Here is a 19085-nt window from a genome sequence, read left to right as displayed (position 1 = left end):
TTTTAACTACATTACGTCAATTAGAAGGGAAGTCATTAACTACTAAGCCCCTTTTCCATTCAGATCAAGGGTTTCAATATACATCTAAATCCTACGCAAAACAGTTAGAGAAATTAGGATTTGTCGGTAGTCATTCTAGACGTGGAAACTGTTTTGATAATGCGTGTATCGAATCATTCTTCTCACATTTAAAAACAGAGAAGTTGTATTTAGTGTGCCCAAAAACATATGAAATGGCCTACCGAGCAATTCAAGAATATATTCAATTTTATAATACAGAAAGATTCCAAGAAAAACTTCACGGCCTTTCCCCGATAGAATATCGGGAAAAGGCCGTGGCATAATACTCTTTTTATTACTGTCTACTTGACAGGGAGATGACCATACAACACTCTCTTTTCTTACATACTCTATGGAACTTTACAAAACTGAATCAATGATTTTTATTATTATATTTTATTACATATACTTAGGTTGTACTATTATATGTAACTCTCTCTCTGTATCCGCTTTTTTCGGATGACGAAAATAATTAAGTTCGTACTTTAACACTTTATACTCAACCATCCCGATTTTAATCCCTTTCGTTTCTTTTAATATAGCTAATAAATCACTTACATTTTCATCATATGACTCAAAAATTTTCGCGCCGCCCTCTCCTTGAAAGATTACTTTCATATATTCTCCACCACCTTAATTTATTGATGTGGTAAATGACGCGTTTAAAACAATTCATTCTTTATCCTAAAATTTTCATATGAAAAAGAACATCCTTTCCAATCGAATGCTCAGCTTTTTACTAATTATCCATGTTAAATATTTATTCAAAAACATTATATGTATTATTTTTTAAATTATGTTCGATATCCATTATTAAAGAGTAAATATATGTAATAAACTTGCATAATGAAAACCTTAGAATATTCACTTTCGTTGAAATAATTATAATCCATAATTTCCCATTGTAATTCTTAATATTTAAATGTAATATTGTATTGTCTTACTATCTATTTATAACTCACACACTAATTAGAAAAAGGGAACTCTATATGAGTTCCCTTTTCTAATTATGATTACAGTCATTATTTCTTTTCTAGAAATTTAAATGTATCTTTAAATTCTTTATTATTCACTTTAATATCAGCATCTTTCAATAAATCATTGACTACTTGTTGTTTCCATTTACCTGTCGTATCTTGTAGTCTTTGTTGTTCTATATCTTTACGAATTTTATCCTTTACTTCATCAAATGGCTTCAATTCTTTTTTATCCGTCACTTTAATAATATGGTAACCGTAAGTTGTTTTAACCGGCTCACTTACTTGGCCTGCATCTAATTTATACGCAGCTTCCTCAAATTCTTTCACTGTTTGCCCAGGAGCAAAACTAGATATTTCCCCGCCCTGTTCCTTTGAACCAGTATCTTCTGAATACTGTTTTGCTAAGGCAGCAAAATCTTCACCATTATTTACTTTCTCCTTTATTTCTTTAGCCGTTTTTTCATCTTTCACTAAAATGTGACTTACTTTCATTTCTGGTTTATAGTTATCTTTCACATCTTTATCTGTAACTGTTGCTTTAATCGCTTTCTCAAATGCAATTTCTGGCTTCATTTTTTCTTTTAATTCATCTTCATTTTTCAACCCAAGTTGTTCTAAAGTCGATTTAAAGTTCTCGCCCATTTTATCTTTTGCTTCTTCTACTTTCTTTTTTGCTTCCTCATCTGAAACTTTATATTTATCTAACAATGCCTTACTTAACATCATTTGATATAAAGTACTTTCTCCATATTGTTGTCGTAATTCTTTACTTAATTCTTTCTCTGTAACATTTCCTACTTTTGATGTTACTACGTTGTCTGAGGAACCACATGCAGATAATGCTAGCATCATGCATGAAATAATTGTTCCAATAAATATTTTCTTCTTTTTCAATTCAAATACCTCACTTTTATCATTATGCAAATTAACTATACACAGTCATTGTGAAAACAGTGTGTTTTCTACATGTAATTCATTTCATATGAGTTGACTATGTATCATGTATTTTCATTTTTAAATATAAAGAGTCTTCTTACTATGCATAGTAAGAAGACTCTTTATATAATTCTCAAAAAAATATAGCTTCTATAGTTGCTTAATAATTACATGTTTTTCAGGTATCCAACTATTCTGCCCGATATCTACCGCATTTCCCACTCTACCCCACACTCGAAAAGATTTCGATCCATCTATGTTTCCTTTATAATTCATACATTCAGGCTCTTCATAATAATTTACTCCGTAACCGACAGGATATTTTGAAGTTGCATAAAACCATTTCACATTAAAATGTTTTAAATATACCCACTGCTTATCGTTCCCTAAACAAATCATATCTTGCTCACCGCCTCCCCAATAACCTGCTAAGATTAAATATGGAATTTTCTGAGTGAGTGTACCTGTAAATTGGGGATTCATGGGGTTTTCATATAAATTTATTCCATATCCATCAGGATATTTCGAAACTGCAATACCAATGCCATTCGGTTGCTGTGTATACACTATGTTAGATTGATTTGCTTTGTTGGAATCTATAAACCAAGAAAGTGACTTATTTCCTACTAATCGATTCAGATCACATTTCCCAATCCCAGGAACATTCCCTGAATCCGTATATTGCCACATATCACATGAATATGCTGGCTTATTCCCTTCATAACGAGGGATCCATACGAAATCAGCTTCAATATTACGTGCTCCAAATGATAGATACGTGTGATGCCCTACATATAATCCTACTTTTTCCGCACCTAAACGGCGTAATTCATCAATAAATGCCTGTGTCCCGCCTTGCATATCTGCCATCGTTTGAACTTCTACGTCCGCTACCCAAAACTTAGCAGATTGATCACCACGATTCCAAAAATCTTGCGCCTCTTTCTTCGCATCAGCAATAGATATAAAACGGCAAAAAGCATAATTACCAAATGGGATACTATGCTTTTTCATTTCACTAACATAATTTTGATACATAAAATCCACCGTATTAGAGCCATCTTGAACTCTAGCAATCACTAAATCTAGCTGAGATGCTGCAATATCCCAATTGATAGTTCCATTCCATTTTGAAATGTCTACAATATACCCCATACATTCCAGCTCCTTTTGAATGTCCTATTCATAGCTAGTTTTATTGTAAGCCTCAGCTCTCTAAAACTAGCTATCTATAATATAAGTAAAAAGAATCTTTACCGTTTTTCAAAATATATTCTCTTTCAGAAATATTTCTATAAACTTTAACATGTATGCCACATAAAATATTCGAAATACACCCTACTATTCATTTATTATGTAATCTCGTCCTACCAATCATTTTTACATATATTAGAAAAAACCCCCTATATTATTAAGTTATAACTTTCAGTATCGATTTCCTTTCAACTAAAAAATTTCATCCCTCATTTTCTATATATTCTTAAGTCAAAATTACTACCTCTACATGAAATTTGAGATTTAGAAAAATTTTAATTAATTGAAGTTTACTCCTTTTAAATCACAATTTTCCAACCTGAACACTATTGGTGCATAAAAAAAGACATTTTCTATTAATGAAAATGTCTTTTTACAGTTTAATAAAACAACTTTGGTGCTAAATCTGTATTTTGTAATTCTTGATTTTCACTGCTCATAACACAACTTGTGGAAAATAGAATTGGGATACCACAAATCTCATCATTCATTACATCACGAAATACATTGGCAGCAACACCTGTAAACGTTTGACATAAGTTAGAAATATCGTCATTGAAAAACTGAATGACTTCCGCAGCGAAAACCGGAAAGACAACATTCGGTCCGCCAGGGAACTGAGGCTGTACCACAACTTGTTCAAAATAAGGATTATTTTCTAGTGCTACTTGAAATAAATGAGCTATTTCAAATGCATCTAGTGGACAAGGAAATGGATTTACAATTTCATTCTCATTATTCGTTACAATAACTGTCACACTTACATTCCCAAATTGTACAAAAGATTTTAAAAGCGTTGCTAATGCTCTCGCTTTTTCGTTGCTTAACGCATGCACTAAAATAATATAATTACCACCAACAGGAATAAGTGGCCCAACTGTAACAGTTGGATCAGCACCTATTGAATTTTTCAATTCATTAAAATATGTGATCCACGGTGGCGAAAGCTGAGCTTGTACATTTTCTTCCACTACTTTATATTACCTCCTTATACCATTCTTACTAACATAATATGTAACAAATTAAAAAATGTATTAGTTATATTAACTATTTTCGTATTTATTGATTATATTAATTAAACATTTTATTTCGCATTCTCAATTTCCCTTTTACATCTTTAAGCACTTTTACTACTATGAAATTCTTTATTATAAGCAAATCCACTGAAATTTCATATTATACTAATACGACTCTATATCCATTAAATTATAATACTCAATATTAGGAGCTGATTTCATGGAAAAAAGCCTATCGTGTTCAAAATCCCACCAAATTCAAAGCTAAAAGTTACATTTTTCGGTCCTTGTAACGAAGTAATTACAAATGTGTCTATTATTAATCAACTATGCACCCCAAAATGTCAAACTATCACGCAATATCCAGACTTTAAGAAATATGTAACTGAAGTACGATCGTTATCCCGTTGTTAGTCCGCATAATGCACGATTTTCACAACTTTGTTACCTAAAATAACTGAGAAAGAAAATGACTGCATTCCTAGACTAAAATTACTCATTTTATGATATTCCATTGATAATTCATTGATTTTTTACACGTTTTTATTAAAAGGACATATATTATCGTATGGAGATTATCCACTCATAAAACCTATCTTTCTTTGGAGCGTACTTATTATGTATGCTCTTTTTTTATGTAACCGTCCCCTTCTAAATTGACCAACAATATATTAAAATTCTTTATGTACTCAAGGAGGTCAAATATGTTCAAGCTGCATCCAATACTACTCATCTTAGGATTGATTTTGTTTTTATATAGTGTAATCGCCTTTATGTTATTCTTTTCAGTGTACTAGCATTCCCTACACAAGTTTATGTTCAATATGTAATTTCTATATAGTAAAGAAAAAACGTAATGATACGATCTTTTATGTATTTCGTCTTTCTTGTTCTATAAAAAAACTAGTAAACTTACTAACACTGAGTTTTCAGAAGCATGTTACTTATTTACATATTATTTTTTTCATTATCTGAATAAGGTTAAAGCCTCTACAAATTAAACTACACTTTACCTGTTTACTTATATATTTTAGAAAAACAATAATAATCCCCCACCATTTGGTAAGGGGATTAACTAAACCTACTAAAAAACATTTAATGATCTGTTTTATTTAATTGGAGAAGGAAATCTTGCCGCTTCAAAGTGAACCGTATTTAAACCATTAACATTTTGTACAATTACGCCCGCAATACTACTTTCTGCAAAAACTTCAACTGAATCTCCTGCTTCTAATTGAAGAATAGTAGTTACTGAAACATCATTATTAAAAAATACTCCTGTTCCAAAGAAATCATTATCTATCGCTATTGCTGGATTTCCATTTACACGAATTTCTACTCTAGCTCTGTAATTCACATTAAAATCATTTGGAGAAAATGTTATATTTCCTAATACACTATATACCCCTCTAGTTTTCGGAGTGAAAATGGATGTTACTGGATTATATTCATTCGCTAGATCAAATTGTTCATTTTGAAATAATACTTTAACAGGAGTATTTGCTAGAACAGGTTGATTAACTGTATTCACAGCTCTAAATGCCGATGCCCTTACAAGCTCCTCTTTCTTATCATCACAACACTTCACCTTTACATACTTCCTATCACATTTACTACTTTTTCTATAACAATCATGACTTTCCTTTTTGTAATCTTTACAATACTTACAGTAATAATAAGACATAGTTAGTCCCCCTTTACACTTATTTTTATATAGTATGCTATATAGATTAGAATAGCTTGGACGACCTGTTACTATTTTTAATAGAGTAAAAAACCCTCACCATTTCGGTGAGGATTTACCTTTAAGCTTCTGTAAACTCAATGTTTAATGACTTTATTTAATCGGCGAAGGAAATCTTGCTGCTTCAAAATGTGCACCATCTTCTAAAGGACTTAAAACTCCATCTATACTACTTTGTGCATAAATCTCAACTTCATCCCCTGCATTCAATTGAACAATCGTCGAAACACTTACTACATTTCCAAAACTTATTGGACCAAAAAAGTCATTATCTATAGCTATCGCTGCGTTTCCATTCACACGAATTTCTACACGCGCTCTATAATTTAAAGTTGGATCGTTTGGAAAGAAACCAATCGTTCCAATAATAGAATATACTCCTTTAGTCTTCGGCATAAAAATAGATGTTGCTGGATTATACTCATTCGCTAAATCAAATTGTTCATTTTGAAATAACACTTTCACAAAAGTATTAGCAGGAACATTTTGATTTACTGTATTTCTAGCTCTAAATGCCGATGCTCTAACAAGATTGTCCTTGTTATCATGGCACTTACTAGTGTTCTTACAACAATCATGAAGCTTCTTTTTATACTCCTTACAATACTTACAGTAGTAATAACAAGACATACTAATTCCCCTTTCAAACTTATTACTACATATTATGTAAGATTGATTTATAAGGTTTGGACTAGCTATTTTTATTATTCATAAGGGCGCTATTAACCTGCACCCTTATTTATATACACCACTTCATTCCTTATTAGTTATAAGTTGTATACAGTTCCATATGGAATAGTAAGAAAAGAACTTCCGTACGGTGTAACATGATGTACTGGGTAAAAATACTCTACGGATGAATAATACGGTTGTACACCTTGCTGCTGCATTTGCAATTGTTGTTGCATTTGCAATGCTTGTTGAATAGCTTGGACTGTACTTTGTGCTCCACTATACGTTATAGATGTACCATACGCTGGTCGCATACCAGTTTCAGAATTAAAATATGAATAAAACATGATTTTCAACTCACTTCCGTATAATTTATTACAAAGTATGTTATGATTCTATATTTCAGTGAGTGCTGAAAGCTAATTCACTAGCTTGTATTAAGTTTAAACATTTTTAATATAAATATCATTCTCCAAATAAAAGCACCCTCAACGGATGCTTTTTGTTTCTCGCTAAATTTTCCTACTACCATTATTCATTAGCAATAATTTAGTTGTCCACGAATTTCACCATTAGGATGTTGTACTGTATGAACATTAATATATATGTTTCCAGATATAATCTCATTTACAAGAGTGCCTAATGTTTGACCCGCTAACGGTCCAACCAAATCTTCTTGAGTAATCATTCCCGTAAGAGTTGCGCACTCTATTGAAACTGGATTTGTTATCGGTCCAAATAAAAAAGCTACAACAGGGCCGTTCGTTCCTTTTAATCCAAGATGCAGATGGGCAGCTACTACATCCTCTATATTGAATAAATCTAACTTGAACCTTAGGCTAAGCTCGTCCCGACTTAATTTAAAGAAACCCTCTCCTCGAGCATCTGTTTCTACTGGTGGAACTTCATTTCTACCACGCAATTTTGCAAAGAACATATCTATCACTCCTATAATTTTTATACTTCTAATATATTCTGACCCTTCTTATAAAGTGACAAAAAAGCAGCTGTTAGGTCAATTTTAATTTATTAAATATAATAGTTTAATTTATTAATTATATTAAATTCATACATTTAACTATTACACTTTTAAAGTTTAATCCATATACTATATTAGATTACTAGAAAGGAGGCGTAAGCATGGAAAGTTGTGTTTTGTTCGTTAATGGACAACCTCTTTTAGTGGTTTCAGTTGCTGGAATCGAAATTGCTAGATTAGAGCTTTCTCTTCAAGTAGCATTGACTCTAATAGCATTAGGAATTCCAATTTGCGCATAATAGTTAGATAATTATAAAAAAGAGGGTTTAAACTCTCTTTTTTATTTATTCCTTAACAATAAAAAAGACACCACTTGGATAATGGTATCTATCGAAATATTCGTCATAAGTTTCATTACTACTAAACTAACAATCCTACTAATTCACGTGTAATTCCTGAGAACGAATAGCCATATGCAAAACCTACAATACGAACTCCTGTATTCCATTTTCAATAAGTATATGTTATTTTTCTAAAAAGCAGTTTCTATTACCAGTTTTCATGAAAACTTTTCGCTTTTGCTAACCGCTCTTTTTTATTAAACTATTAATACTCCTTGAACCCTTTTTACTTACTGCATCATATAATTTTAAACTTAGCATTCAATAAAAAATTTTCCTACTATCAAATATGCGCAATATGTGAGGCTCTTTTACAACTAGTCTATTTATCGCTCCCTTCTAACTCCTCACTTTCTTCACGTATTTGTCCAATTAATGAAAATACAGAACCTACGGCTTGGATCCAACTTCCTATGGTATCTATTGACTGGCCTTCTTTCTTTTTATCCGGTTGACTATTTGCTTGATTGTCTAAAATTTCCCCTGTATCATTTACTAGATTTTCTTTACTATCCTGCCGATCTCTTCTAATACTTTTTAGCTCATATATCCCTCCAATCGCTTGCAAGGAATTTCCTATAGCTTGCAATAAGTTTCCTACAACATTAAAAGACTCATCTTTATCTGAAGTATCTTCAAATTCATCTGCTAATGCTGTAAGTCCTCCTAAAGCCTGCGCCCAATTTCCAGAAATAACTAATTTAACTTTTGTTTCATCTGTAAAATCAATAACTAACCCTGATATTACAGTTACATTACCAATTGATTGGATTTCGTTTCCAATTTTTTCAAAGGAAATTTCCCCTTGACCATCAGCCTCTAAAGCGTTACCAACTGCTTGCAATGTGTTTCCATATATATTCAGATTCTCCCTTACATTACTGCTTATAAAATAGAACGGTGTACTTCCAATAGCGGAAGTTATTGTACCTATAGCTGCTATCAATGCACCAAATATTTCTTTTAATTGGTTCTCCATTTATAACCTATCCCAACATTAAATAATTACTTTTATCCTATTTAATCACACAGCTCTCTGTTAGAAATTCAAACTGTCCCTTAACCTGTTCCTTCTTTATTATATTGTCTTATAAAAACAAACATCCTTAAAAATAACACCTATATATTGATCGTTTCTCTACATTGTTTTGTATAATACATATTACTAACACCGCTTTTTTTATGTTCCTATCTTTAAATGTATTAAACCACTTACTAGTCATTATTCTCTTCACATAAATTGCGCATTTTATGATTGGAAAAAATAAATAAATTCCCATTAAACTTTTTAACCTTCATTATATTTCCTATTAATAACTAAGCGTTGATATATATCCAATTAGAACCTCCCGATTTTCTTGAAAATTTTTTAAAAACTTAGAAGCGATAATAATTTATCTATATCACGATCTAAACTACTCTTCCTAGCCATACATATTCTTCGCCTTCGAATCATGTCTCTATAAAATAAAAAAACAGCTATTAAACTGCTTTAAATTCATTTTATCCCCAAAAGAAATGATATATATATTCTCCCGTTACACTTTGATCGATTCCAACAATTCTAGCAAATCTCATCAAGTCCGCTCCCTGAAGAAAATACATTGTGAGCGTAACTGGCACTTGTGACCACATAAATTGATAAAACTCCTCGACTCTCCGATTTGTCGAAACAATTAAATCATTTACAGGTCCTTGATTCCATATTGAAGTTCTAACTGAAGTAAACGGAATATCTTTCCCATTAACCACTATTCTGGCCATACTTTGAGTTATGTCCACACCAATTCCCTCCATCGTTATAAAAATCGGACCTGTTTCTACAGTCATATTTTATAAATATTCTTGACTGTTATAAATGATTAAGGCAAATCCCTAATAAAGTTTTTTATTAATTAATTTCCATTACATTTATATAAATTCTAGCCTTATACAGTTTTTATAATAAAATATGAAATATTCATGTGTTATCTTCAATACGTTCTTTTCTTTTTATAATTTCGTGTGAGATATACCATGACTTGAAGCCCTAGCCTCCTAATCCTAGGGCTTCTCCATTGAAATAACGATTTTAATAAAACTTTTCACCTTTTAACTGGACAAGCATATATTATTGTATGGAGGCATCCACTCATAGAAATCTATCTTTCTTGTGAAAGAGCATGCTTATATGCATGTTCTTTTTCGATATTATGAAATAAAGACTTCACATACATTAGAGAAATACATACAATACTTATGATCATCTCATTATGAATCATTTAGTATCATTTTCCATACATTCCTTGGTCATGGAACGCCTTTCTCCCAAGGCGTTCTTTAATTTCCAGATAAGGGGTTTGTTAAAGAATTGAATAAAGTGAAACTCTAATCAATGGGGGGTGTTCATCCCCCACTGATTATTAGCCCTTACCAATCGGGCTTTTACGGGCAGCCCGACCCCCACCTAACTTCTTTGCTTCTGCTAAATTTTAAGGTGGGGTCTTACTGCTCACAAATAGCGGGCTAAAATCTTTAAATCCACTGAAACCATGTTCCTTTGTCTCTCTGATTCCATCAATTATAGAAAATAGCTAAACCAATTAACGCCTTTGTTCACTGTAGTAATTTTCTTGTATAATAAAAGTTAATTAATCTAGAAGGGACTGAATTATGCGCAGATATCAATATTTTTAAACTACCTATTCTTACAACATAACGGAGGTAAAAGTATTGATTACTGAACTACACACACAACGATTATATTTAAGGCAAATGAAAGCATCTGATTCATTAAGTATGTTTAAAATATGGTCTGATCCTGATATTACTAAATTCATGAATATAAGTAATTTCACCGATGAAAGCCAGGCAAAAGATATGATTCAATTTCTTAACGAACTCGCTCAAAATAATAAAGCTATACGTTTTACTATTATTGAAAAAGAATCTAATCACATTATCGGTTCATGTGGCTATAATTCCTTAGATTTTGAAAACTCAAAGACTGAGATTGGTTATGATATTTCAAAAAAATTTTGGGGTAAAGGATATGCCCCTGAAGCAATATCCTCTTTATTAGATTATGCTTTTACACATTTAAAACTATATCGTGTTGAAGCAAAAGTTGAACCTGCAAATGTAAATTCCATAAAGGTATTAGAAAAATTAAACTTTACTTTTGAAGGGACTCTGAGAAAGAGCGAAAAATCAGCTGGAAAGCTTATCGATTTAAATATCTATTCGAAATTAATAAGCGATTAATTTTAGTCACTCTGCCCACACTCAATCAAAGTGTGGGCTTCTTTAATTGCTGTATAAAATTCAGAAGTTTGACACAATCCTGGAAAAAGCTTATAAAGTAAAGTGAGGTTCCGTTATTTTCACACTTAGAAGTGCAGTCATGTTATATACAATTTAAAATACAGTTTTATAAGTGTGAACGAACTACAAAACTAAAAAACAAATAATAAGTTTGCAACATGTTTGCAAATACGAATTTTGCATATAAATTCGTGTAATATTGAAAGGAGTTTTACTTATGAAAGAAATTAAAACAGAACAAGAATTCAAAGACATCATCGCAAGCGAGGAGCCTGTAGTTGTTAAGTTCTTTACTACATGGTGCCCAGATTGCGTACGTATGGACAACTTTATCGGAGATGTAATGGAAGAGTTCAATAAATTTGAATGGTATTCTATTAATAAAGATGAGTTTCCAAGTATCGCTGAAGAGTATCAAGTAATGGGTATTCCAAGTTTACTTGTATACCAAAATAGTGAGAAGCTAGGCCACTTACATAGTGCTAATGCAAAAACTGAAGAGCAAGTTACTGAGTTTTTAGAAGCATACTAAAATAAAAGCCCTCTGGAAAATATTTTTCAGAGGGCTTTCATCTGTTTTCACAATTATCTTTTGATGTTTTTCATCGTTTAATGAATTACACCCTGTCATTATAAGAATAGTACATAGTAAGAAAAGTATTCGCTTCTTCATCCATCTACCCTCCTATCTCTTTAGTAAATAAACTCTAATTAGGTTCACACCCTGACTTTGTACTTTTCAACATATTTTTCCTTCACGAAACTTTGTTATCCCCTTCTTAAAAAGCTATAAAACGTCAACAATGTTTGTATAGACCCACACGACTTTCGTTTGATACTCTATTTATAGAAAGAAATTCCTTTAAAGAAAGGTGAGTGATTAAAATGGATACTCTTTCTCATAAAGAAGCTGATAAAGGTGCTATTGTCAGCATTATGGCCTACATATTTTTATCCTCTATGAAAATCATCATCAGTTATATTACCCTCTCTAGCGCATTGCGTGCTGACGGTTTAAATAACTTAACGGATATCGGTGCTTCTTTAGCAATATTAATTGGTCTAAAAATATCTCGTAAACCTCGTGACCCAGATCATCCGTATGGGCATTCGCGGGCCGAACAAATCGCATCACTTGTTGCTTCCTTCATTATGGCAACAGTCGGATTAGAAGTTGTTATTAGTGCCATTCAATCTTTCTTAAATCCGAAACACGCAGCGCCTAATGTACTCGCTGCATGGGTTGCTTTATTTTCTGCTGTCGTTATGTATTGCGTGTATTTGTATACGAAAAAAATTGCAGCACGAACAAAAAGTAAATCATTAGAAGCCGCTGCAAAGGATAACTTATCAGATGCACTCGTAAGTATTGGTACTGTAGTAGGTATTGTCGGTTCTCAGTTCCAAATGCCTATTTTAGACCCTATTGCCGCTTTAATTGTCGGTCTTATTATTTGTAAAACTGCATGGGAGATTTTCGTAGAATCTTCTCATATGCTTACAGATGGAATTGATCCTGATAAAATGGAAGAATACGCTGATGCTATTGAGCATATTGGCGGTGTGGAAAACATTGTAGATATTCGAGCACGTATGTACGGGAATCAAACGTACGTTGATATTACAATTGAAGTAGATGCTCGTATGGATGTTGGAGAAAGTCACTGTATTACCGACAACATCGAAGCTATGCTTCGCAAAAAGTTTGGAATTTACCATGCACACATTCATGTTGAGCCAATGAAAAAAGAACCTATTATGACATAGGTTCTTTTTTTATAAACGTTTTATGGAATATAACACATAAAACGAGCCAGCTACCGCCGGCTGCCCATCCTGCTAATATGTCAGATGGATAGTGCACGCCAAGATATATTCGGCTAACTGAAATAGATAATACAACAAAGCTTGCTATAAGAATAATTAACAATTTTTTATGCAACGAAATACGCTCTTCAGTAATTGTGACGTATGCAATAAATCCTAAAAAAGCAGTAGCATTCATCGTATGACCGCTCGGAAAACTATATCCAGTTGCAGTAACAAGCTGCGTGACATCAGGTCTTGCTCGTTCGTACCATAGTTTAAGCATACTGTTTAAATAACGAGATCCGTAGTAATTAATTGTTAGAAGCAACGCACTAAGCAACTTTTTTCTAACGAGAAAATACATTACAAGAATAATGAGTAATGGAAAATATATTCTTTTGGAACCGATAAAAGACACCCAAGTAAAATAGGTCGTCAAATAATCGTTTCGAAAGCTTTGAATAAAATGTGCGACTATATTGTCAAAGTTCTCAATACAAGCGGTATGATACGAAAGTGATAATACGACAAAACAAATGAGTAACGTAAAACTTAGCAAGTATAAATGTCGATATCGTTTCACATACATAACCTCACTATGCAAAAAAATGGAGCGGTTGTTTTAGTTTTCCTCTCCATTTCTTTTTTATGCATAGTTTATTAAAAAATATAATTATTAATTTTTTGCTTCATCTCAGGGATATCTTCTCTTGTTACGGTAAAACGAATCACCTTCTCATCAAGATCAAGTGCCTCAGCGAATAAACCAGCTAATCCACGTGATTTTCTATCTACTTCCATAATTATTTCTAATCGGTCGTATGCACGTGGCAAGATTAATAATTCTAATTCATCTAATTTCCCATAGTACTCTCCAGAAACCGGAATAAACTCAAATTCTTGTGCGAATGGAACTTGCTTACGTAATCGATGCGGTAATTCTTCACATTCTATATGACGTGCTTTAAACCCTAATTCATTTACACTATCTAAAACACTACTTAATAATGCATTGGGTAACACTTGAACGTAGTCGCGGTCACTTGGGTCTATACTACGTTTAATATCAAGACCTGTATGAATCCAAACCGTTTTCATACCAAGTGTAAGTGGTGCTTCAATTGGCATTGGAAAAGAAAATGGAATGTCAACTGTTTCATTCGGTTCTACAGAAAAAGGTTCGGTTAAGCGTACTCGCTCTAAATCATATGTTGTTGTTACTTTTTTATCATCCACTTCTCGTACATACGACGTCGATAATGTTAAGTAAATGCTTTCAATTTGTTGGCTAACTGAACCTCCAGTTATATGAACTTTTCCAACTATTTCTTCCCCAACAATATACTCATCTTTTTCAAGAACAGTATCTACCTTTGCCCTTCCAATACCAACGCTTGCTAAAAACTTTTGAAACATGGAGTCTCCATCCTTTCTAAAGCAGAAGCTACATCTTGTTTTAAATCTTGTACATTCTCATAGTACGGCGTTTTTATTTGTAACATTCGCATAAGCATTTCGCGAGTATAATGTTCCAAAGTTAATTCTTCGTACCATGGTTTTTCCTGTTTTTCATTAGATTCATATCCTGCATATAATAAAAATAATGAGAAATGACCGAGCGCATAAAAGTCGCTACGAAAGTGAACTTCTCGCATCAAAGCTTGTTCACCTTCGTAAGTTGTAGCTCGCTCATCATCCTCACCTTTCCATTTAGCCAATCCAAAATCAATAATACTAATTTGATTTTCTTTCATTAGTATGTTTGGAATGCGTAAATCTCGATGAATAATGCCTTCACTATGAAACACCGATACAATTTCTAATATTTCATATAAAATCTCAAAAACTTCACGTTCTGTATATACATACCCATCTATGAAAATATAATCTTCAAAATTTTTACCAGGCATGTACTCCATCACAAAGAAGCTCTTTTTCTCCCATAGGAAATGATCATATAGACTAGGAATTGCATGATGATTTAATGTTTGTAAAATCATTTTCTCTTGTTCAAATGATCTTCTACCAGACTCATATCTTTGTTTACTTTGTCTTAATTGTTTTAAGACTTTATATCTATTTATTTGTAAATCATTAACGACATATGTAACCCCATAACTGCCCATTCCAATTACTGATTCAATTTTATAACGCTCTGCAACAATTGTATTTTTTCGCAGTGGTCTATCAAATAATGCTAGTACACGACGCCATTTCATCAGCTGCTTGAAAAGAAGCTACGGCTTTTACGTTTTCTTTTATAATGTTGATGTCCATAACCAGATGAACGTCGTTTATAATCGCTACTTGAATACGAGCGCCCTCTACGACGATAATCACTACTTGAATACGAACGATATTTTTTCTTTCCTAATAAAGAATCAATAATTTTTTTGAACATTCCTTCACCTCTTGAGTAAAATTTCCTTTTCATTATACCAATAATTATTGACTATATTTGTGACAGGTTTGTAAAGAGTAAAAAACGACGAGTTATGCCCGTCGTTACTTTCATTCATCCTCTTCATCAAAAACTTCATCAATCATGCATTTCTCTAATAAATACTCAAATGTAATATCTGCGAGATCTTCAATTTCTTCTCGTTTTGGGACGTACCCTCTTTCAATTAGTTGCTCATAAAAAAACTCCGCAATCTCTTCCGTATCAATCACGACTTCAATTTCCTTCATGAGCATCACTCCTTTATTTCTGTTTTATGAAAAAATCTCAAAATTATGTATATGAGATTAGAAAAATAGATTTTATTTTTTTATAGGTCATAACCTTTGGACGAGATACATACGATTGTAGTACAAGCTATTCAAAGGGGGAAATAATAATGGAAAATCAATATGAAGTAGGACAAACAAAAGAAGAGTTCATGCATGAAGATCAATGGGCAGACTCTCTTATAAAGTGGCTTTTTATTTTTTTAATAGTTGTAGGCATACCTTATACTGCATATGTTGTTGTTCAATTTATTCTCTCTTTCTAGTTAACTATTTTTTCTCTGTCAATTTAACTAAATAATTATGAACAACATCCATTACAATTTTATATTCTTCATCTTTAAATGTATCGAACAATAATTGATAATCGTTATAAATATCAAGTAATCCATCAATGATTTCTTGACGATTCGTCTTAACACTCACTTTTTTCGAGTTGTTAATTGACTTTAACTTCCCTAAATCTAATTTATTCATACCTGCTTTATCTTGTTTCATTTTCTTCAAAATTGCATTTGCCGTTTGAGCATTGGCGAGTAACGTTAAATCTGATTCATCCGCTTCTAACCATTCACCATCCGTAATCCGTGACAATTCATAAATTGTATCTTCCCATGCGTCATTCTTATATCTCCATACTTCTGTACGAAAACCAACAATACGGAAAACATCTTTATCATATCCAGTTACTTGCACAAGATCACCAAACGTAAAATTATAATTTAATTCAATCCACTCCGTATCGCCCTTTTTCATATCTTGCTCTGTAACGTGCTGCAATGTTTGCTCTACGTAAAAGCCATCGTGATTATTGACTTCGTATACATAAACTCCATCTAAAACCTTCATATTTGTGATTTTCCCAACGGTTCCATATAGCGTAATCACGACTATGTCCCCTACGTTGTATTTAGGTTGTTTTTTTCTTGCCATCTCTATCTCTCCTTTTTTTGACGTCGTGATTTTGATATCAGTATATGCAACCTACATAAAAACGCTTATCACAGAAGCTTATATTCATAAATTTTTTCAATAAAAAATATAATCTTATAAAATTTACATTACACTCAAAAAAAAGCTAGTAACTAGACTAGCTTCAAATCAACAAATTTCATAATAAAAAACATACAGAATACTTCACTTTAAATAAAGTAATGTATTCTGTATGTTTTCAAATAGTTTTTATCTATCTTGTATGTATAAATCCCAGGCTTCATCAAATATAGACATACTTTCTAGCATTCCGCTCAACTCTAAGTATGAACTAATTTCATCATAGTCTTCAGATTGCTTCGGAAAACTTAAATCATCATACATCGCCTCTGCTAAATCTGAAATTTCATTTCTAAATAAAGCTGCACGATGCTTCATCATATAATGGTAAAATGTCTTTTTCAAAAATATTCCCTACCTTTCTAACTTGGGTACATTATACAAGGCAAAAAAGAAAAAAACCAGCATAAAAGCTGGTTAAAAGTCGAAATAATTTCTTTTTAATAGACGTGGTCTTCCCATTAATTCTTCATATGTTAGTTGTTTTGGTAAATCTTTCGTGTAAATTAAGAATAATTGATCTTCAATTTCTTTTACTGTATGGTCTGATTGATAGTCCATCCCGCACGAGGAACAAGAAATACATGGTGTCTCTTGGATTTCAATGGCTTTCGTACCATCTGGTAATTCCCAATATACAGTATTCAAGCTTTCTTTCGCTTCTGTACTGTCACACCACATACAATTCATACTGCATCACCCTCAGTTTTTTTGTCGTTTTCTTCTAATTTAGCCATTTGTGCTTGATATTTTTTATCTTTTAATTGATCGCGCTTATCACGTTTATCTTTTAAAGATGCATGAGTATCATTATCTTCGTAGTCTTTACGACGGTTCATACGCTGTAAGTCGTCTGGAACGAGGTTAAATTTCTTATCGCTCATAAGACCTGCGATACCAACATCTGAACGTTTTTCTTCGTAGTTCGGATAAATCTCTTTAAAGTATCCTTCCGCTCTTCCTGGAATATAGCTCTCTGGCTCTGGATACGTCGTAATAACACCTTCAAAGTTACGAAGTACAACTTTATCTGCACTTTGTGAGATTAAATAGTTTGGTTGAAGTGCAATTTTACCGCCTCCACCTGGCGCATCAACAACGAATGTCGGAACAGCATAACCAGATGTGTGTCCACGTAAACCTTCAATAATTTCAAGACCTTTAGATACTGGTGCACGGAAGTGACCGATACCTTCAGATAAGTCACATTGATAAATGTAGTATGGACGTACACGGATTTTTACTAAGTCATGCATAAGTTTTTTCATAATTGGAACGCTGTCGTTAATACCAGCTAAAATTACTGCTTGGTTTCCGACTGGAACACCAGCATTCGCTAACATTTCACATGCCTTTTTCGATTCTTCAGTAATTTCAATAGATGTATTGAAATGTGTATTTAACCATACTGGATGGTATTTTTTAATAATGTTACATAAATTTTCTGTAATACGTTGTGGGAATACTACTGGTGCTCTCGTTCCGATACGAATAATCTCAACATGCGGAATCTCTCTTAAATTTTTTAATACATATTCTAAAATTTTATCGTTAATTAGAAGTCCGTCACCACCTGAGATTAATACATCTCGTACTTGTGGCGTTTCACGAATATAAGTAATTGCATCATCTAATTGTTTCTTCGGTACACCCATTCCAATTTGTCCACTAAAACGACGGCGTGTACAGTAACGACAATACATAGAACATTGATTTGTTACTAGGAATAGTACACGGTCTGGATAACGATGTGTTAGCCCTGGAACTGGTGAATCTTCATCTTCGTGAAGTGGATCTTCTAAATCATATTTTGTTTTATATAACTCTTCCGAAATCGGTACTGATTGCATCCGAATCGGACAGCGTGGATCATCAGGATTCATTAGCCAAGCATAGTATGGTGTAATGTTTAACGGGATCGTTTTCGTTGAAATTTTAACGCCCTCTTCTTCTTCAGGTGTTAAGTTAATCACTTTTCTTAAGTCATCTAACGTTTTGATCGTATTCGTTAATTGCCAAACCCAATCATTCCATTGCTCTTCAGTAACATCTTTCCATAATTCGATATCCTTCCAGTGACGATTTGGTTTGTATACATCATGTAACATTGCTATTCCCCCTTTTTATACGCTCATTCTTTATATAAGC

The 19085-nt window shown here is 32.6% G+C and carries 26 protein-coding genes; 7 read left to right on the top strand and 19 right to left on the bottom strand.

Going from position 1 to position 19085, the window contains the following annotated elements:
* On the top strand, positions 1 to 344 hold a 344-nt coding region (locus BAQ53_RS10840; protein ID WP_208906051.1), incomplete at its 5' end, for an IS3 family transposase.
* A gap of 115 nt (positions 345 to 459) precedes the next feature.
* Here BAQ53_RS10840 and BAQ53_RS10835 read toward each other — a convergent pair.
* The 4 genes from BAQ53_RS10835 to BAQ53_RS10820 form a co-directional block, all read right to left on the bottom strand.
* Positions 460 to 678, bottom strand: coding sequence for a hypothetical protein (locus BAQ53_RS10835; protein WP_000864279.1), 219 nt, complete (start codon positions 676 to 678; stop codon positions 460 to 462).
* A gap of 404 nt (positions 679 to 1082) precedes the next feature.
* Positions 1083 to 1934: a peptidylprolyl isomerase PrsA gene (locus tag BAQ53_RS10830; protein WP_000727343.1), complete on the bottom strand. Its 852-nt coding sequence runs from the start codon at positions 1932 to 1934 to the stop codon at positions 1083 to 1085.
* 192 nt (positions 1935 to 2126) lie between these two features.
* On the bottom strand, positions 2127 to 3131 hold the full coding sequence (locus BAQ53_RS10825) for a glycoside hydrolase family 25 protein (RefSeq protein ID WP_000540657.1): 1005 nt from the start codon (positions 3129 to 3131) through the stop codon (positions 2127 to 2129).
* A gap of 479 nt (positions 3132 to 3610) precedes the next feature.
* Positions 3611 to 4201, bottom strand: a complete 591-nt coding sequence (locus BAQ53_RS10820) for a hypothetical protein (protein WP_000392280.1) — start codon at positions 4199 to 4201, stop codon at positions 3611 to 3613.
* A gap of 279 nt (positions 4202 to 4480) precedes the next feature.
* On the opposite strand from BAQ53_RS10820, the gene BAQ53_RS10815 reads away from it, so the two are divergent.
* Entirely contained in the window at positions 4481 to 4660 is a 180-nt protein-coding gene (locus BAQ53_RS10815; RefSeq protein ID WP_208906946.1) for a hypothetical protein, read from the top strand.
* Between the two features lie 694 nt (positions 4661 to 5354).
* On the opposite strand, the gene BAQ53_RS10810 is transcribed toward BAQ53_RS10815, so the two are convergent.
* From BAQ53_RS10810 to BAQ53_RS10795, 4 genes are all read right to left on the bottom strand, one after another.
* Positions 5355 to 5930, bottom strand: coding sequence for a complement C1q domain-containing protein (locus BAQ53_RS10810; RefSeq protein ID WP_000122944.1), 576 nt, complete (start codon positions 5928 to 5930; stop codon positions 5355 to 5357).
* A 153-nt stretch (positions 5931 to 6083) separates the two neighbouring features.
* Positions 6084 to 6620, bottom strand: coding sequence for a C1q-like domain-containing protein (locus BAQ53_RS10805; protein WP_001278090.1), 537 nt, complete (start codon positions 6618 to 6620; stop codon positions 6084 to 6086).
* A gap of 137 nt (positions 6621 to 6757) precedes the next feature.
* Positions 6758 to 7009, bottom strand: coding sequence for a DUF3947 family protein (locus BAQ53_RS10800; protein WP_000500095.1), 252 nt, complete (start codon positions 7007 to 7009; stop codon positions 6758 to 6760).
* Between the two features lie 191 nt (positions 7010 to 7200).
* Positions 7201 to 7599, bottom strand: a complete 399-nt coding sequence (locus tag BAQ53_RS10795) for a CHRD domain-containing protein (RefSeq protein WP_000464545.1) — start codon at positions 7597 to 7599, stop codon at positions 7201 to 7203.
* 203 nt (positions 7600 to 7802) lie between these two features.
* Between BAQ53_RS10795 and BAQ53_RS10790 the strand changes: the two genes are divergently transcribed.
* On the top strand, positions 7803 to 7940 hold the full coding sequence (locus tag BAQ53_RS10790) for a DUF3956 family protein (protein WP_000443219.1): 138 nt from the start codon (positions 7803 to 7805) through the stop codon (positions 7938 to 7940).
* A gap of 424 nt (positions 7941 to 8364) precedes the next feature.
* Here BAQ53_RS10790 and BAQ53_RS10785 read toward each other — a convergent pair whose 3' ends face one another.
* Positions 8365 to 9021 (bottom strand): DUF6944 family repetitive protein, encoded by a 657-nt coding sequence (locus BAQ53_RS10785; RefSeq protein ID WP_046946336.1) that lies wholly within the window; start codon positions 9019 to 9021, stop codon positions 8365 to 8367.
* A 524-nt stretch (positions 9022 to 9545) separates the two neighbouring features.
* The gene (locus BAQ53_RS10780) at positions 9546 to 9872 is read right to left on the bottom strand and encodes a hypothetical protein (RefSeq protein ID WP_002164002.1); all 327 of its coding nucleotides are present in this window, start codon (positions 9870 to 9872) and stop codon (positions 9546 to 9548) included.
* Positions 9873 to 10754: 882 nt separating this feature from the next.
* On the opposite strand from BAQ53_RS10780, the gene BAQ53_RS10775 reads away from it, so the two are divergent.
* From BAQ53_RS10775 to BAQ53_RS10765, 3 genes are all read left to right on the top strand, one after another.
* The gene (locus tag BAQ53_RS10775; protein ID WP_000627264.1) at positions 10755 to 11285 is read left to right on the top strand and encodes a GNAT family N-acetyltransferase; all 531 of its coding nucleotides are present in this window, start codon (positions 10755 to 10757) and stop codon (positions 11283 to 11285) included.
* Between the two features lie 277 nt (positions 11286 to 11562).
* Complete coding sequence (locus BAQ53_RS10770; protein WP_000658788.1) at positions 11563 to 11877, top strand: thioredoxin family protein; 315 nt, start codon at positions 11563 to 11565, stop codon at positions 11875 to 11877.
* Positions 11878 to 12230: 353 nt separating this feature from the next.
* On the top strand, positions 12231 to 13112 hold the full coding sequence (locus BAQ53_RS10765) for a cation diffusion facilitator family transporter (protein WP_000380379.1): 882 nt from the start codon (positions 12231 to 12233) through the stop codon (positions 13110 to 13112).
* On the opposite strand, the gene BAQ53_RS10760 is transcribed toward BAQ53_RS10765, so the two are convergent.
* The 5 genes from BAQ53_RS10760 to BAQ53_RS10740 form a co-directional block, all read right to left on the bottom strand.
* The gene (locus tag BAQ53_RS10760) at positions 13102 to 13737 is read right to left on the bottom strand and encodes a phosphatase PAP2 family protein (protein WP_000833370.1); all 636 of its coding nucleotides are present in this window, start codon (positions 13735 to 13737) and stop codon (positions 13102 to 13104) included. The genes BAQ53_RS10765 and BAQ53_RS10760 overlap by 11 nt on opposite strands.
* 77 nt (positions 13738 to 13814) lie before the next feature.
* The gene (locus tag BAQ53_RS10755; RefSeq protein WP_000486610.1) at positions 13815 to 14570 is read right to left on the bottom strand and encodes a sporulation protein; all 756 of its coding nucleotides are present in this window, start codon (positions 14568 to 14570) and stop codon (positions 13815 to 13817) included.
* Positions 14552 to 15373: a serine/threonine protein kinase gene (locus tag BAQ53_RS10750; RefSeq protein ID WP_000872068.1), complete on the bottom strand. Its 822-nt coding sequence runs from the start codon at positions 15371 to 15373 to the stop codon at positions 14552 to 14554. The genes BAQ53_RS10755 and BAQ53_RS10750 overlap by 19 nt, the downstream gene beginning before the upstream one ends.
* Positions 15373 to 15555: a hypothetical protein gene (locus BAQ53_RS10745; protein ID WP_000473371.1), complete on the bottom strand. Its 183-nt coding sequence runs from the start codon at positions 15553 to 15555 to the stop codon at positions 15373 to 15375. Before BAQ53_RS10745 ends, BAQ53_RS10750 begins: the two co-directional genes overlap by 1 nt.
* Positions 15556 to 15665: 110 nt before the next feature.
* Positions 15666 to 15845 carry a YozD family protein gene (locus BAQ53_RS10740; RefSeq protein WP_000658451.1) on the bottom strand — a complete coding sequence of 60 codons (180 nt, stop codon included), beginning with the start codon at positions 15843 to 15845 and terminating at the stop codon, positions 15666 to 15668.
* A 149-nt stretch (positions 15846 to 15994) separates the two neighbouring features.
* Between BAQ53_RS10740 and BAQ53_RS10735 the strand changes: the two genes are divergently transcribed.
* On the top strand, positions 15995 to 16150 hold the full coding sequence (locus BAQ53_RS10735; RefSeq protein ID WP_000431486.1) for a DUF3930 family protein: 156 nt from the start codon (positions 15995 to 15997) through the stop codon (positions 16148 to 16150).
* A 4-nt stretch (positions 16151 to 16154) separates the two neighbouring features.
* On the opposite strand, the gene BAQ53_RS10730 is transcribed toward BAQ53_RS10735, so the two are convergent.
* From BAQ53_RS10730 to kamA, 4 genes are all read right to left on the bottom strand, one after another.
* Positions 16155 to 16817 carry a germination protein YodN gene (locus BAQ53_RS10730; RefSeq protein WP_000101499.1) on the bottom strand — a complete coding sequence of 221 codons (663 nt, stop codon included), beginning with the start codon at positions 16815 to 16817 and terminating at the stop codon, positions 16155 to 16157.
* 249 nt (positions 16818 to 17066) lie between these two features.
* Positions 17067 to 17282: a YozE family protein gene (locus tag BAQ53_RS10725; RefSeq protein ID WP_000750717.1), complete on the bottom strand. Its 216-nt coding sequence runs from the start codon at positions 17280 to 17282 to the stop codon at positions 17067 to 17069.
* Between the two features lie 72 nt (positions 17283 to 17354).
* Entirely contained in the window at positions 17355 to 17627 is a 273-nt protein-coding gene (locus tag BAQ53_RS10720) for a YokU family protein (protein WP_000995763.1), read from the bottom strand.
* Entirely contained in the window at positions 17624 to 19045 is a 1422-nt protein-coding gene (gene kamA, locus BAQ53_RS10715) for a lysine 2,3-aminomutase (RefSeq protein ID WP_000902147.1), read from the bottom strand. The genes BAQ53_RS10720 and kamA overlap by 4 nt, the downstream gene beginning before the upstream one ends.
* Positions 19046 to 19085 lie beyond the last annotated feature (40 nt).

The sequence above is a fragment of the Bacillus sp. B25(2016b) genome (assembly GCF_001679765.1).
Taxonomy (GTDB): domain Bacteria; phylum Bacillota; class Bacilli; order Bacillales; family Bacillaceae_G; genus Bacillus_A; species Bacillus_A thuringiensis_K.
The sequence above is the reverse complement of the archived record's forward strand: the minus strand, read 5'-3'. Positions and strand labels throughout refer to the sequence as shown.